We start from the raw sequence: 16718 nt of genomic DNA, 5'->3' as shown, positions 1-16718 counted from the left end.
AAAGAGAAATGAGAATTACCAGAGAGTAAATCATGGTCAGAAAGTCTCCAACGTCTTTTAGGTGCCTGACAAAAATATTGAAAGCCTGGAGACCGACACCAACAAAGAGGATAGTATTAATAAGGCTTTTCCTTTTATTTTCCTCCTTTCTTACAAAAAAAGTACCACAATGAGGGCAACCGAATGACCTTTCAGGATTCTTCCAGTCTTCGCACAATGCCGTTCTCGCACTGAACCTCTCTGAACATTTCGGGCATTTCATAAAAGCCTTCCTCCTAATACAAATTCAGTCCCCTCAACCCAATGACACTCTACCAAAACCAAGTCCGGAGTAGAATTTTCCGGAGAAACAAAAGTCAACACAGAAAATCCTTTCCGGTGTCAAAGAATCGTAGAGACACACTCTTCCATGCAATAGAGGACGACGCATCAAGCTTACCCAGCATCTTCATTTCTAACTTTAATCATAGCAATTGACGCCATTCATGGCCCTGAGATGATCACACTTTTGCAGTTATCGGACAAATAAAAATTTACGATTCCAGACATGACGATTTATGCTTAAGACATACCAACAAAGATAACTGTGACTCCGCTGACCTTTAACGATGCTGGTGACTCGCCACATCATTAAGAATGCCAATAAGCTCTTTGATTACCACGGGTTTAACCAAGTGATGGTCGAAGCCGGCACGTTTGGAACGCTCTCGATCTTCATTTTTACCGTAACCGGTGAGTGCGATCAGTGTTGCCTCATCTGCACCGGTAAGTTCGCGAATTCTTCTTGCCAACTCATAGCCATCCATATCGGGCAGACCAATGTCTAAAATCATCGCGTGCGGCATATTTTCTACCAATTTTTTCAGTGCTGTATCGCCCCGACTGTCAACACGCGGGCGATGCCCGTGCACCTCCAGCAACATGGCCAACGATTCTGCGGCATCGATATTGTCGTCCACAATCAAAATATCGAGCGACCTTGTATTCTTTTGGCTTTCGCAGTCAGAAGGCGTGTCTGACAGCCGCTCCTGCCATGAGCGTGGCAACCTCACTGTGAATAGACTGCCTTTATTCACCCCTCCACTTTTCCCTCTAACACTACCGTCGTGAAGCTCGACCAAGCTTCTAACCAGCGCCAAGCCGACACCTAATCCACCCTGGGCACGATCAGGCGAGCGCTCGGCCTGAGTAAAAAGATCGAATATATGCGGCAATAGCTTTTCATCAATACCGACGCCATTGTCCTGCACTGTAATTTCGATATACTGCGCATCAGCCTCAAGGCGCAGAAGAATGCTACCCTGCTCAGGTGTGTATCGGTTGGCATTATTAAGAATGTTCGCAATCACTTGCGTTAATCGAGTTCGATCACCCTCAACGATTGGCTGGCTTTCTCGCACTTCCACACTTAACCGTTGCCGCTTAAGCTCAATCATCGCGCTGACCTGCTCTACTGCATCGTCGATCACCGCCTTAAGGTTCACTGGCTGCCGCTGAAGTGTCACTAATCCACGGGTCACGCGTGAAACGTCGAGAAGGTCATCAATCAAGCCCGTCATATGACCAACTTGGCGGGAAATAATGTCAGCGGTTTTTATAACTATTGCAGGCTCTGCACTGGAATGCTTAAGCAGTTCTGCTGCAGAGCCTATAGGGGCTAGCGGGTTACGCAGCTCATGGGCAAGCATAGCCAGAAATTCGTCTTTCCGGCGGTTGGAAGCCTTAAGTTCCTCCTGAACTTTTTCAATTTCATGAATATCGGTGTTGGTGCCTAACCATTGCAAAATGGTACCGTTTTTATCACGCAGTGGTGTAGTGCGGGTAAAAAATGTTCGGTACTCGCCCGACGCAGAGCGTAGCGGAAAGCTCATTTCAAATGGCTCCCCGGAGTCAAGGCAGTGCCGGTAATACGCCAACACCGCAGGCAAGAGCTCAGGATCATGAAGACTTTGCCAACCCCAGCCTGTCATCTGCTCTGGGGTAGTACCCGTGTATTCGTACCAGCGATCATTAAACCAAAAAATTTGTCCGTCGGGTTCGGCCAGCCAGGCCAAATGCGGTAGCGTATTACACATCTGCCTTAGGTGCTTTTCACGTTCACGCAATGCCTGGGTAGCTGTCACCACCTCAGTCACATCACTGCCTTCAATAAAAATACCAGTGACTTGACCGCTCGCATCGCGTATCGGCTGGTAGATAAAATCTATATAGTATTCGTCAAGTTGGTCGCTTTGCGGGCGACGCAACTTTACCGGAACGGCTCGCCCGACATAGGGTTCGCCCGACTGGTACACCGAATCGAGCAACTCATACAGCCCCTGCCCTTTGATTTCAGGCAGCGCTTCGCGTATCGACTTTCCCAGTAATTCGCGATGCCCCACTAACTGGTGGTAAGCTTCGTTTGCCAACTCAAATACATGGTCTTTATCCCGCAATACCGCCATGATACCGGGAGCCTGCTGGAATAACTGTCGCAGATGTTCGTTTTCGGTCTTGCGTTCGCGAGCAGCCAAGACTTGCTGAGTGGTTTCAGTGCACGCGCAGTACATGCCCGCAACGCTACCGCGCTCATCATAAATAGAAGAATATGAAAAGGTGAACCACGCTGACTCTTGGTAACCTTTGCGTGTCATGGTCAAAGGCAAGTTCTCGTGAAACGAGGACTGACCCACCATCGCTTGATCGACAATGGGTACAATGTCTTGCCATATCTCCGACCAAACCTCTTGAAACGGACGCCCCAATGACGCTGGATGCTTGTTCGCCAGCATGTCCACATAAGCGTCGTTATACAACAGCGCCAATTGCGGCCCCCAGGCCAAAAACATGGGAAACTTGGAGTTCAGGATCAAACTGGCCACCGTGCGCAGCACTTGCGGCCAAGTGTCAGGGTGCCCGAGCGGCGATTGACTCCAGTCGTGAGTACGCATTAGAGAGGCAACCGCGCCATCGCCAAAATGAGTAGCTGCAGATAAGGGAGGTGAAGGCATGTTTTCTCACAGTTGGCGTAATTGAAACTTTCACACGTATTTAATTGGTAGGTTCGGCCTACGCGCCTGACTACCCCTGACTCAGCAACTTGATCTAATGACGGTCGATGCGGCCTACCCATCTACCATTAAACATGTAGGTCTAATCTACAGGGCAGTAACAAGCTTAACAATGCCACACCCCTGAGCCAAAGTACATGTGCCGCGAGTTTAAGGAGGCGCCATAAGCCAGCCACGGGACCACCGGCTTCTCTCAACAATACCCCGTTGGCCACGGCGCTTTTGCTGAACTCAGCGCGAGCGTCTCTTTTGATTCCGCGATTGAGCAGCCGCCTGTGCGACAAAAATAAGGTAAACCCTTTTTTTACCAAGAACCGCTATCGCTGAACGTTAGAATCCCGCCGGCTTGACGCGAATTGACTTTTGCTTTTTTAATCTGCGGGTGTTTTGTCAATGTCAGTGGGTGCAGGGGCACGGAGTGGATAGACTCAGAGGTCGACATCCTACACGCGAAGCACAGGGGCGGGAAGAGTCCCCCCGCACAAGAGCAAACGCGGCAGACGCCGCGTTTTTTCAGTGTAAATTCGCTCATATGCCTGAACAGAATCCCTCTGTAGGTCCAGTAAAACCGCCCTGTTCAACATAATATTGAACAACTTATACTACATAAGCTTGAACAAATTCCGCACTTTCGTAAATTTCACTCTCAACATCCCCTCAAATATTGGTCGCTAGTTAACAGTTGGCGGAGGGAAACATAGATTTTACCTTGCCAACATCTTCGAATAGGTTATTTTGACTTCATACTATACCGAAGGCGCTCTGGCTAATAGCCCGCGATTTTCTCGATTGAAGAAGCCAGGATCCGCTGAATGGTAAATGGGTAGATCTTAGCCAAATTCAGGCCGCGGACGTCGACGAAAAGTCCATTCCTGAGCTCCCACCCCTACCAGAATTTTCTTAGAAATGCAAGCGCCATTATTGCTGAGCAGGATACATCGGTGGTTAGTTCACTGCGCCTAGCTTTTACCTTGAGGAAATAGAGTCACAAATGAAGTTGCAAACCGCTCAATTTATGCTGACTACAACCGACTAGGACTGGGAACGCGTGGATTTCTGAATGAAGGGCCGGCGAAAATCAGTAACAACGGCTAATATTGACAACCGTCGTAGCCGGCGGACCGGCGATTGTTACTGCATAGACAATATAGAGATCGAAGAACACTCTGATTTTCTCAAACGGAATTTCTGGACCAATACCCGCTACCCAGTATTGCAAACCGATATTGGGAAAAAATACTCGGCCCCGACCACAATCGCTTCACCGTTTTCTGAAGAGGTAATCACCCGCGCCTGTATAAACCAAGCGCGTGATTGTAAAGCTGAGAGCAAGCTCCTATTCGATCTGTGCTGGAGCCTTTTGCGGTTAACAATTCGATAGCTCAGAGGCCTAATTGCGATAGCGGCTCGTCCTATGCCAAGCTTATTTTAACGAAAATCAGCTCCTTAATACAAGGTGAAATAGATGCACTAAGGCTCGATTACGATCAAGTTAGCGTGACCAGTTTGTGACCTCACGATATAGTGAGCGTCTAAGGCAGGTTTTGGATAACTCTCCCACTCCTCGATTGCCTTCTAATGCCTAGTTTAAAAATAGCGCTGCAAAGATACCTGCAAATAGCTATCGTGCTGAAGTGAGTATAGAATCAAATCCTCTTGCGGCGCCTCTATCACGCGCAGACGCAGCTTACCCACAGTGTTACTGCCGAAACGGCGCTCCGCCTCTACGTTAAACAGAACCGCATCGCTTTCGATATCAATAAGTAAGCCTGTTAGCACGCTACTGTCTTGCACGTCGTTTAGGGCAAGTCGTAGTGCGATGAACACATCGTTGTCGGCGATGCTTGGCGGTTCAGTGTCGTGTCGGTTGTCGTACTGGTATTCCAATAAGTAGCCCAGGTCGGCGGCGCTGTCGAATAGGCCGAAGTGGGTGTATTCAAAGCCGGCTACCGCCGCGATATAGTTATCTAAGCTGCTCGAGCGCCATACGGCCTCCAACTTCCACAACCATGCGTTGCGAGTGTACTGTGCATCAATGCCCACCTGGTCAACTTGCTGATAATGGGGCACTAGCACCGAGCCGTCTGCGTTGGGTAATAAAAGTGGATCGCGTAGCGTGCCCTTGAAGGCGCTGAGCCCCAGGTCCAGATCTCCGAAGTAGTGGCTGTAACGAAGTGCCCAGTCGAGGTGTCTGTCTTCGGCTGCATGTTCATACTGCGCGTAGTCGGAATCAATTACGGCGCCTGCACGCAGGCGGCCTTCCGTTCCGGCGAAATTGCGTTCGCGGAACATCGGCAACGCAAACACACTGAGCAAGCCCCAGTCCTCTTGCCACGATAGTTTTAGCATCAGCTGGCCAAGCTTTTGTTCGCCATCAATATCGGCAACCGCGTCTGTCTGGTTTACTATGTCTACAAGATGCGTGGATTCGGCCACGCCCCAGAACACTTTATCCACGCCAATCAGCAGATCCAGAGCACCCGAACCGTACTCCATGGCCCAATACGCCTGCTTGAGATCAACCAGGTTGCGCTCCTCGTCAATTGCATCGTGGCGCAGGTAAGGGACCAGCGCCGCGCGCTGATCACCGCTTTCGCTGAGCCAATACAACTCGCCGGAAAGAGCGATCGCGCTATGCACGCTTTTATCGCTCTGCCCCGGCCATTTCGGTGTGTCCGAGAAGGCACGTAGTTCCAGTTCCGCGTCGGCGTGCCAGTCCCATTCACCACCCAGCGTCGGCGCGCTGAGCAACACAAGTAAAGTATAGACCGCCCCTCTTAATGTATTCACCGCAGTCGCTGTAGTTTGCTTTTTACAAAATCACGATCGTCCAGGCCTTGGTTAAACACATAGTTTCCGTAACGCAAGGTAGTTTGCTTATTTGTCTGCTTATTCTCCATATGCAGGGTATGAGGGCGCCATGCGCCATTACTATACTGGCGATAGTCTTCAAGGCTCAGTACCTTCAGCAGGTCACCACGGCGGTCGTAGAATTCAACCTTTCGGATCTGAAAGTCGGTTTGATCCACCCAGGATATTTGCTTAGTGTAGCCCGAGCTGTCGTAGCGGGGTCGGCGCTCCAATACGTCGCACTGCAGCGAGCCACAGGATTCGGTCCGCAAAAAGCGATATTCGAATTTATTCAGTTCTATTGCAGTGAAATCCTCGAATGCGAATTCAGAACCGACAAAGGGCCCGCTCTTGTTTGCCGAAGATATGCGCTTCACGCGCTTTAATGCCGGCAAGAACAGCCACTGGTCGTCGGGCTCAAGTATTTTTGCGTGCGACAGCAATGCAGTGCCTTCTATGTCTTTGGGGGTGCTAAATACCACAACGCTTTTATCCCCGACCTCTTCATTTTCTTTTTCTAAAGTGGCTATTCGAAGGCGCCGGCTGGACTCCTCCCCAGCCGCGTTGCGTAATACCATACTCAGCTCTACTTCGCTGTCAGAAAAGCCCAGGTCACTGCGGTCGCTGCGTGCGGCTATTTCAAATCCTTTGTCGTCGCTTTGCGCGAGAGTCAAGGCGGAAAGACCAAGAACCGAAATAAAAATAAGGCATTTAAGCATATGTCTCTCCTTGATTTAGTTAGTTTCGGTGTCGCCCGAAATGAGGGAAACTCGGTCCAGACTCGACTTTTTTTCCGTTTTCAGCAGCAACAGTGCGGGCAGCAACAAAAAATCCAGAATCAGCGCGAAATTTATTGACAGCAGAGTCATTAGGCCAAGGTCTGCATTGAGCTTGAACGCGGAGCTGTACAAGACTAAGAAGCCGAGCGACAGAATAACGGTGTTGACAATAATGGCGTGCCCCACACTCTGAAACGCGTAACGGATTGCGTCCTCCCTACTAAGGCCGCGTTCCCGTCGGCCACGCAGGTACTTGGCAAGGAAGTGCACTGTGTCGTCAACTACTATACCCAGAGAAATCGACGCGACAGTTGCCACGGAGAAGCCAACTTCACCCACGAGCAATGCCCAGGCACCGAAAGCCGCCAGAATAGGTAGGGAATTGGGGATCAGGCTGAGCAAGCCTAAACCGAAACTTCGAAGGCTCAACATCATGATGATCGCAATAGCGCCAATTCCTAAAGCCGTACCGATAATCATGTTGTCAAAATTACGCTGCGCAATGTAGGTAAACATTACCGACGCACTGGTTGGCTCAGCGCGCATGTATTTCGGCCAGTGCTGCGTCTGCCAGTTCTGTGTGGCAACGAAGAAAGCTTTGGCCTCATCGGTGCCACTCCGGTCCAGAGTGGCAGTGATTCGGCTGGCGGACTTATCAATGTTTATGCGGTCGTTCAGGTCCAAACCGTAAGGCAATGACAGTTCATATAGCAGCAAGTACTGAGCAGACAATTCACGGTCGTTCGGAATGCGGTAATAGTCGGACTGATCCCTATGCATGTTGCGGTTAAGGCGCTTCATGATATCCGAAATCGAATATACGTGTGACACGATTTTTTGCCCCCGCAGGAAATCGGCAAAATCCTCCAGGTTGTGAAGGTATTCCGGCTCACTGATGCCTCCGGGCCCCATCGCAGGTACCGAAAATTCAATCGGGTATAGGCCGAAGTACTGTTGGGCGCTGTCTGAATCGCGACGGAATTCTATACTCTCGTCAAAATATTTGACCCATTGGTCATTAAAATTCAACTGTGGGATAAAGCTGACTAACATCGCTGTGCCCAACGAGATTGCGACCAAAAGCGGTTTGCGGCGCGCAATTACGAAATTGGCGAAGGATTCCATCCAGCGTTGCGAACGCAACGCGTCGCTGTTTTCCGCTGCCGAGTAGCGTAGCATGCTAAATAGTGCGGGGATGAGCACCAGCGAGTAAAACCACGCACTTCCGATCCCAACTGCGGTCATGTTGCCGAGGTGCCAGTAAGGCGGCGAGTCGGAGAAGTTCAACATTAAAAAACCGACTATAGTGGTCAGCGAGGTAATCGTGACAGGGAGAAAGTTAACGCGCACGGCTTCAACCAGTGCATCGATTTTATTCATACCTTCACGCATTAATCCGCGGTATGAGATCAGGATGTGAATTGAGTCTGCAATCGCCAGTGTCAGGACAATTATCGGCGCCGACATTGAAATAGGCGTCAGTTTGATACCGATGAACCCGGCATAGCCCATGGCAACTACGGTGGACAATGTGATCACACTGAAGACTACCAAGCTTCCCACCAAGGACCGCAATACCATCCATACAGCCAGAAAGATGAGCCCAAACATTATCGGAATTAGCGTTTGGCCATCCAGCATGCCGGTTTCGGCGAAGGCGTTGTTCAACATGGACACGCCTGTGATGTGAAAGTCCATCCCTGGGTAGTTTTTGGCCAAGGCATCGCGAATTTCGCGTGCAACTGACACCGATTCTGGCACCTCCATATGGCCTACTTCTGGGTATTGCAAAACCACATTGACTGCGGTTGCTAAGCCGTCCGGGCTTAATAGCTGATTGCGCAGAAGGGGCTCATCCATAGCAATTTGTTCACGCGACCGCAGGTAGGCTACCGGACGCTCGGCGGGCTTGCTTATTAAGTCTTCGACGACAAGGTCGTCGCCCCTGGCGTAGCTGTATTGGAAGTTGGTAATAGAATCCACCCGTATCGCGTAGGGTATTTTCCATGCGCGTTCGGTCAGCTCCTCCACCGCGAGCAGGGTTTGGGGATCGAACACTCGGCCCTGTTTGGTGACGATCACAAAGAGAAAATTGTCGTTCTTGGCATAGGTATTTTGCAGGTTTTCGAATGCTTGAAGTTCCGGATTGGCGCTGGAAAAGAAAACGCGGTAGTTCGTTGAAAATTCGAGCTGGCTTGCTCCACTACCAACCACAATCGCCAAGGCCAGCGAGAAGCAAATGGCTGCCCAGCGATGGCGAATAATCCAGCGCGCCAACTTCGACGCTCCGAATTCGACTGTTTGAAAGTAAGTCCCCATGCATATATTCCTTATATATACATGACCTTTCGGTCATTTAATTTGTTAAATAAATGCTGTATCGACGGCCAAATAGTTACTGCTTGCCAAATGTATGACAAGTCATAAAATAGGATCGATAAAACTATTTATTGATAGCCTTCCGCTCAAGGGGTTCGGATCAAGTGAAAAATTCTTGTCGATACATCCAGAGTGTAGAGAGTTTCGACGATAAACTAACAATCTATTAAACACGCCTTCCCTTCTATCGATCTGCTGAAATAGTGACGTATCACCATTTATATACTCCGCACCGGGAATGTTCGGCCCACCATTTTCAGATTCAAGAGAACGAAAATATACAAGCCTTCTAGACTCATCGAGGTACTCGAATCCAGTTTTACGATGCCGATAGAAAGCCGTACCGCCAAAGTTACCGTGGAACAAGTAATGAACAGCAGCTAAACCTCTACTCTCAAAGCTATCAACATGGGGAATTCGCTGAAGTAGCCCAAGGCGCTCGGGTGGCGTAGTGACCAATGAGTAATGGCACATCGAAAGCTTAAATGTACAGCTATTCAATCCAAAGTGCTCTGTAATTTCTGGCTGAATCTCAACAAATGCCTTTTGCATATAGATGTGTGGCGCAAAGGCTCTGACTCCAGGAAAAACATGTCCTTGCTCGGAAAACTCCATACGCACTGCAACATCAACCAAAGAATTAGCCTGCTTTATAAAATTATCTACTACTAAAATTGGCGAACGCTCACTCCCGATAGTGATCTTTTCGATAGACATTTCTGGATGTAAATCTAACCGGGACAGGAAATTTGTCATCATATTCTTCTGACTCAAAAAGGCGCCTCAAATACATTATCGATGTCACGCATAAACTCTAACTCTGGAAAAATAAACAAAGCGGGATCAGAAAAGTACTTCAATACTATATTAATTTCATGAATTCAAAACAGGCTTAGCCAGCTGTACAATACTTTTGAATAAACTCGTCATGTGTCGACATCGTTGCCATACTGCTATCAACGCCTGTCGCGATATCGTCCAACATTTTTTTAAGCGAATCTTCAGACATAAGCTCTACGATAGGATGATATAACTCAGGAATAATACCCTGGCCCAACATTACCTGTGTCCATGAATCAAGCCTAAATAACTCACCCTCAACCTGAATGGATCGACCGGATTCTTTAAAAAGGTCTATTCGGTGTTGCAAATCAGGTGGTACGCACATATTCCTGCAGTAGTTCCAAAAAGGACTGTCATCGCGCTCAGTCACCTTATAATGCAGGATAATAAAATCCCTAATTCTCTCATACTCGCACTTTGTCTGAGAGTTGTATTCCTCGACATAAGACTGTTTTATTTCGTCACTCGGAAACAACTGCAGCAAACGAGTTACTGCAGTCATGATCATGTGGATACTAGTAGACTCGAGTGGCTCCAAAAAGCCAGAAGAAAGACCTATCGCAATACAATTTTTGTTCCATGTCTTCTTCCTTCTTCCCGTTTTAAACTTAACTAATCTTGGCTCTGTTAGAAGCATTCCATCTACGTTCGAAAGTAAGATATCTTTCGCTTCATCACAGGACATATACTGACTAGAAAAAACCACTCCATTCCCTACCCGGTACTGCAGAGGAATTTGCCAGCGCCAACCTGCTTGCTGAGCAACTGATCTCGTATAAGGTGGCACCGCCCCTTTACGCTGCGTCTGGACTACAATAGCGGTGTCGCATGGTAACCAATGGCCCCAGTCTTCAAAACCGGTTTCCAAAGCCTTCTCAATTAGCAACCCCCTCATACCTGTACAATCTATAAACAAATCCCCGGGTAGTTGCTCGCCAGTCTCCATGGTCAAAGACGAAATGTATCCAAAAACGGGCTCCTGGTTTACTTGAGCTATCTTCCCCTCAACCCACTTTACACCTCGCGCTTCAGATAGCTTTTTGAGAAAACTTGCGTACCGACCAGCATCAATATGAAATGCATAATTTAGGTTGCTACGCTTCCCTAAAGAAAAACGTCCATTCAAGGCAGCTTTAAATTCAAGGCAGTAACTACCAAAATCGCGGGCCACTCCCAACTTTTTACCCCTAAGCCAAAAGTGGATGAAGTCAGTAATTAACGTATGCTTTCCCGTGAAACCAAAGGAATGAAAGTATTTTTCACCAATTTGTTTCCAATCTTCAAATTGAATACCGAGCTTGAAGGTAGCGTCAGTTGCCTTCATAAACTCTTGCTCATCAATACCCAGCAGACGGTGAAAAGTTCTCATAGGTGGTATGGTAGCTTCGCCAACACCGACAGTACTAATCTCCTCTGACTCTACCAGCGTTATATCCAGCAGCTCCCCAAGCTGATGAGAGAGCGCCGCTGCCACAATCCAGCCGGCGGTGCCACCACCTGCTATTACTACTCTCTTCATGCTACCTGACATTTTCTGTATTCCAATTTTAATGGGATTAGCGATTCAACTTGTTGCTGAGCATGGCCCGCAGCTTCCTAGCTGCGAGCCTATCTAAAGTACGCAAAAATCCTCTCGATTCTGGCGGGAGGTGGGCATTAGACATTTCCGATCCACTAAAAATATAATACTCAAATATGTGCTTCCAAGCTTCCCGCTCGCGAGAAGACTTGTCACGTATACCCAACATAGCAAAGTAAAGCGAGTTCATACCCGAGGTTAGAAAATCTGGAGTATCTTCCCACCAGTAATTTACCAGGACGTTATAAGAAGCTAAGCTTTCCACATGGTGCCACCACATAGTCGGAATATACAATGCATCTCCAGGCTCCAAGTCAACAACCTGAGCCGCCAGTAGCGCATTTCCGAAACGTGGAAATTTATCAAAATCAGGATTTTTAAAATCAACCAGACTGATAACTTGCCCCCCTGGTGTTGGGTCGAGAGGTCCTGGATAGAGATTGCCTATTTGGTTAGGAGGAAAAAGCGTAAACCTGCGCTTTCCTGCGACGCAACAAGCTATATTTTCTAATGCGTCAAAATGACAAGTAGCGGTAGTTTCACCACCAATCCAAATGCTGACCCTTTCATTCAAGGCTTCTGGGTGTTTATCACGCGGTATTACAAGACCATTTTCATCACTGAATCCAGGAAAGTGAGTATTGATTACATTAGATGCGATATAGTATGCAGGCGAACCTCGGCAATCTAGACCCGCTAGAATCGCGTCCATTGTTTCATCAATATAACCTTTGTAACTTTCATAATTAAGTTCTGTATAGCTATCATTGTAAAACATCCTCCCGTTATTCTCTGGAGGTATTTTACAAACAACGGTTGGAGTTCCATTGTAATAAGATTTAAGGTAGTCAACCGAGGCCGAATCTGAAATTCGACCATATTTAACAGCAGGCCAATTACTAACCAACTGTCTAATGACCACCGGCTCAGACGAACCTAGAATTTCTAGGGAAATATTCTTTGAATTGACTTCACTAATCATCTTTATTTTTCACGGTATTATTTTACACCTTCCGAGTTCTTTCTATTTTTCCAACCAATCAGCTTTTTAACATTAGACATCGACGTAGCCATAAAATACGCCGCCTGAAGAAATCCAGATTTGTTAAGCTCCTCAAGCACATCCCCACTCAAATTAGACAATCTTTCCGTACTAACAGTTTCAAAACCCTTAATCTTAATTCTATCTTTATTCAAGAGCTCCACATCAATTGTTACAGCTTCAAGTAGGTCATACCTATTAAATGCTTCGAACATCGACTTTGTAAGGCTTACGCCATCATTAATGGTATTCAAAACCGCCGTGATATAAATAAGATAAGAACTGTGGCCACCATTCTTCTGGAAAAGAATTCGCCCATCATCACATCTCGCCTTTGGGTGCGCCAAATCAATCTGCACCACTGGCCTCGGGTCTTCTTTTACATTATAGGAATCGCGCTTAACGCCGATAAAAAAGGGGCCTCTCGCCAAAGCGGCTGGTACATATTCAGCGCACCACCCATGATGCTTTTGCCTTGTCGGGTCAACCTCGGATAAATACAGATTTTCATCTTTCTGAAGCCCGAATAAAACAACGGCTTGATAATTTCCTGAATCCGGATCTTTACGACAAAGGATTGGGTACTCTTTTTGGACTTCAGAAAACTCGGTTATAAATGTGACCGTGCTCGACACGTCATCACCGAGCTCAGCAGAATACCCTGGATTCACTTTCAGATTTTCATGATCGATATTATTTAGTGATTCTATTTTGCTCATTTGCTTATACCGATTTGTTGACACTCTCTAAGTAGCCACATGAATAAAACTTGAAAAGAGTCGCTTACGCGACTCTTTTCAAACATGCAACCTTCACTTTTATAACCTAGAAGGTGTATCGAGCGCCTATCTGGTAGCGTGCTCCAAGATCGTTGTAGAATATCAACATATTTTCGTTACGAGCATGCTCCCGATAATCCTCACCTGTCATATTGATTCCTTCGAAAGATACAACAAAATTGTCCGTAAAGTTATAACTCAAGTTAAGATCAATTTGTTCATAAGCCTCAACATATCCTGGATTGTTGGCACCCCAACCAATTTGGTTTAGATACTTATCACGCCAGTTGTACGCAAGACGCGCTTCAATTCCATAATTCTCATACATAAGAACCAGGTTCGCAGTGTCACTAAGACCAATTAACGCAAACTGATCTGAAGAAAGGTCAAGATCATCAAACTTCACATCCCCTCTTACAATAGTATAGTTTGCCTGAATGCCAAAGCCAGTGTCACCAAAGAAGTGTTGACCAGCAAACTCAGCCCCATAAAGTTTTGCTTCGCGATTATTGATGGTGGTACTGAATTGGTATTCCATCAAAGGATCATCTGCATTTGGAGTGATGAACTCATAGCCCTCTTGGTCGTTGAGATCATTCACTAAAACGCTATTGAACTCAGATGCCCCACCAGGATACCTATTAGGGTTCGCCAGAATCTGCATCATTGCGTAGAGGCTGGCGTCGTCTTGGTTTGCGCCAATATCCTGTAATGCTGATAAAGCGGCGCGTGCTCTTGGGCCAGAAGTCTGATCCCGAACATTAAACGTTTGAGTTGTGATGGTGGAGCCGGTAAAATTAATAACACGTTTTTCGAACAAACCACCAGATACATAGCTAGCATCGTCAAAATACCACTCCAATGAAATATCCACATTGTTTGAGATAAGCGGCTTCAGCTCTGGATTCTGTCCTGTAGCCTGAACAGTTGTACCCTCATTAAGCGTAGAACCGTTTGGACTTCCGAATGAAATTACCGAACCGAGGCTAGATAGGTTTGGACGAGCAAGCGTTTTACTGAATGAAACTCTACCTATCAGATCATCTCTGATATGGATAGAAACATCCAGATTTGGCAACATCGCGTCATAGTTGTTATATGCGACTGTTGGGTTACCGGGGGGCTCACTTACGGCAGTAAAGTCGTTGTCTGATGACCATATATAGTAGGCCAGGGGCGGGGTATCCGAAGAAGACACCTGGTCTGTTGTTTCGTAGCGCAGACCAGCAAGAACATCCACGTCAACACCCCCCATTTTGCCTTTAGTGGCGAACTGAACATAAACAGCATCGGTATCTTCCTCAATAAGGTTATTACTTCTGCTATTTCTTGTTCCGGAAGGATTTTCATTATTTTCGACACCAATAAAGGTATTTAGATGATCATACTCCTCCACAAGGAAGGCTGCGAGATCACGAGCGTCAGCTCGGAAGCCGATACGGGGTGTGTTACCGACATCAGGGTCCTCAAACTCGCCAGGCAAATCAAAAGCATCAAACAAACCATCAGGGAACTCGCCTGACGCAGTAGCACCCCAGCCACCCAGAATTTGCGGATTGTTACCGTTGTAGTTAATTGAGTTAGAGCTCATTTCGCGACGTTCAATACCAAAATCAAACCGACTGTCGTCATCGAACTCCCAACTACCGTCCAGTTTAAACTGATCCACCTCGGATATTTGCTCGGCGGACCAAATACGCAAGACCGATGAACTGAGATTTTCTTCCAGGTCACCATCTATCGTATGTGTCCATGTAGGGATATCCCGGCCACTAAACCACCAGCTTGCACCGGTCTTAATGTTTGAGCCGACTCCTACGTCAACTGAACCTGCGTGTCCAGGGCCGGTAGGAACACTTTCCATGGTAGAGCTGTGCGCATCAAACGTCATGGTCAAATGATCATTAACCGCCCACTTCAGATTCAGGCCCGCTTGCTCCAGAGTGTCTTCCTGAGAACGATATTGCTGTGAAAAGCCCACATCCCTTCTCGACGTAGTGGGGTCCCCTGCGGTTCCATACACCTCATTTATGAATATTGGCGTTTTAATTTCTGAGTCGTCAAACTCTACATCGGTAATGAACCCACCATTATTCACCCAGGTCGTTAACTCGCCACGGTGCTCTGTTTGATCATTTTTTGTGTATACATAGTCCAGAGTACCAGTCAGATTCTCCATCGGCCGGAATTGAAGAGTGAGTTGGGCATTCGTTCGCTCGCGCTCACGATCAGAGAACGTGTACCGAACGTCATTCGGGCGAGAATAAAGTTGTCCGGCCTCGGGCGCGTTAACAAAAATATCGCTGTCCGCCGGGTTGTTATACAACGTCTGACCATCAGCCTCAGGCCAAGCTTGAACACCCCAGTCGTTGACGGTAGCGCCGATAAATCCTGAATGACGAATTTGATGGCTTGCGCTCAAGGATACACCAAAAACTTCAGAATCATCAGACCAGCTAAATATGCCAGAGACTTCAGGAGTAAAATCATCACCGCTGATAGTAGTGGTGTCATGTACTGCCTTGGCACCAAGGCTGGCAGTGAGGCCGGGATTTTCTAAAGGACGAGTGGTTGAAATATTTACGGTTGCCCCAATGCCACCGGTGGTAATATTAGCTTTGCTAGTTTTGTAAACTTGGATACCTGAAACTGCTTCTGAGGCTAAATTCGCGAAATCAAATGCGCGAAAGTTACCGCCACGACTACTGGAGTCGGCACCCGAACTACCACCGTATGCGGTTCCGCCGGGCAGAGTTCGACCATTCAGAGTTACCATGTTAGTATCCGGACCAAAGCCTCGAACCGTTATGCGCGACCCCTCACCGTTATTTCGCTCAATTGAAACCCCTGTAATTCGCTGCAGGGATTCCGCCAGATTAGTGTCTGGAAACTTACCTATATCTTCCGCAGAAATTGCATCAACTATACCCGCTGAATCACGCTTGATATCCATTGCACGCTCTAACGACGCACGAATACCGGTTACAACTACTTCTTCCAACATTTGGTCGTCCTGGGCCATAGCGCCGGCGCTGGCCAAAACGCAGGAGGAAATACTCGATGCGAGAAATTTTCGTTTAAAACTATATTTTTGTTTACGGTTATTTGAATCAACTTTCATAGCTTTTCCTCAAAGTCAGGTTTTTATTGTTTTGCGCTCCTACCGAGCTGTATACCCTTTAGGAGAGCATTCGGGCAAACGTACACCCCAGTTCGAATGCATAGACTCACTCTAAACACGAGTAACTTGATCAAGAATCCCCAGGGACTGATAGTACCGCCCGACTGGGGAAACCCGGTTAAGAGCTATTGCTATACACTCGAATACTGTTCCAGCCAGAGATATCGCGACCGGATTTGTTCAACACACAACATACATTTACATATAAACTTAATAACGAGTTTGACTAGAATTAA

At 47.3% G+C, this 16718-nt stretch carries 9 protein-coding genes; all 9 read right to left on the bottom strand.

Features of this window, described 5'->3' with window-relative positions:
• Window positions 1-602: 602 nt before the first annotated feature.
• Entirely contained in the window at window positions 603-2990 is a 2388-nt protein-coding gene (locus QWI16_RS01980; RefSeq protein ID WP_302711046.1) for a hybrid sensor histidine kinase/response regulator, read from the bottom strand.
• Between the two features lie 1647 nt (window positions 2991-4637).
• Window positions 4638-5840, bottom strand: coding sequence for a hypothetical protein (locus QWI16_RS01975; protein ID WP_302711045.1), 1203 nt, complete (start codon window positions 5838-5840; stop codon window positions 4638-4640).
• Window positions 5837-6619: an outer membrane lipoprotein-sorting protein gene (locus QWI16_RS01970; RefSeq protein ID WP_302711044.1), complete on the bottom strand. Its 783-nt coding sequence runs from the start codon at window positions 6617-6619 to the stop codon at window positions 5837-5839. The genes QWI16_RS01975 and QWI16_RS01970 overlap by 4 nt, the downstream gene beginning before the upstream one ends.
• Window positions 6620-6634: 15 nt before the next feature.
• The gene (locus QWI16_RS01965; protein WP_302711043.1) at window positions 6635-8998 is read right to left on the bottom strand and encodes an efflux RND transporter permease subunit; all 2364 of its coding nucleotides are present in this window, start codon (window positions 8996-8998) and stop codon (window positions 6635-6637) included.
• A 102-nt stretch (window positions 8999-9100) separates the two neighbouring features.
• Window positions 9101-9832, bottom strand: a complete 732-nt coding sequence (locus tag QWI16_RS01960; protein ID WP_302711042.1) for a DUF6445 family protein — start codon at window positions 9830-9832, stop codon at window positions 9101-9103.
• A gap of 118 nt (window positions 9833-9950) precedes the next feature.
• Entirely contained in the window at window positions 9951-11432 is a 1482-nt protein-coding gene (locus tag QWI16_RS01955; RefSeq protein ID WP_302711041.1) for a tryptophan halogenase family protein, read from the bottom strand.
• Between the two features lie 25 nt (window positions 11433-11457).
• Window positions 11458-12462 carry a cupin-like domain-containing protein gene (locus QWI16_RS01950; RefSeq protein WP_302711040.1) on the bottom strand — a complete coding sequence of 335 codons (1005 nt, stop codon included), beginning with the start codon at window positions 12460-12462 and terminating at the stop codon, window positions 11458-11460.
• 17 nt (window positions 12463-12479) lie between these two features.
• Complete coding sequence (locus tag QWI16_RS01945) at window positions 12480-13241, bottom strand: SapC family protein (protein ID WP_302711039.1); 762 nt, start codon at window positions 13239-13241, stop codon at window positions 12480-12482.
• A 106-nt stretch (window positions 13242-13347) separates the two neighbouring features.
• Entirely contained in the window at window positions 13348-16422 is a 3075-nt protein-coding gene (locus tag QWI16_RS01940) for a TonB-dependent receptor (protein WP_302711038.1), read from the bottom strand.
• Window positions 16423-16718 lie beyond the last annotated feature (296 nt).

The sequence above is a fragment of the Gilvimarinus algae genome (genome assembly GCF_030518215.1).
In the GTDB taxonomy this organism is placed as follows: Bacteria; Pseudomonadota; Gammaproteobacteria; order Pseudomonadales; family Cellvibrionaceae; genus Gilvimarinus; species Gilvimarinus algae.
Note: the sequence above shows the minus strand (reverse complement) of the source record. Positions and strands in the feature narration are given on the sequence as shown.

Coding starts and splice junctions, on each gene's coding strand:
- QWI16_RS01940 (WP_302711038.1), bottom strand. CDS start 16,422: ATGAAAGTTGATTCAAATAACCGTAAACAAAAATATAGTTTTAAACGA.
- QWI16_RS01970 (WP_302711044.1), bottom strand. CDS start 6,619: ATGCTTAAATGCCTTATTTTTATTTCGGTTCTTGGTCTTTCCGCCTTG.
- QWI16_RS01950 (WP_302711040.1), bottom strand. CDS start 12,462: ATGATTAGTGAAGTCAATTCAAAGAATATTTCCCTAGAAATTCTAGGT.
- QWI16_RS01965 (WP_302711043.1), bottom strand. CDS start 8,998: ATGGGGACTTACTTTCAAACAGTCGAATTCGGAGCGTCGAAGTTGGCG.
- QWI16_RS01980 (WP_302711046.1), bottom strand. CDS start 2,990: ATGCCTTCACCTCCCTTATCTGCAGCTACTCATTTTGGCGATGGCGCG.
- QWI16_RS01955 (WP_302711041.1), bottom strand. CDS start 11,432: ATGTCAGGTAGCATGAAGAGAGTAGTAATAGCAGGTGGTGGCACCGCC.
- QWI16_RS01945 (WP_302711039.1), bottom strand. CDS start 13,241: ATGAGCAAAATAGAATCACTAAATAATATCGATCATGAAAATCTGAAA.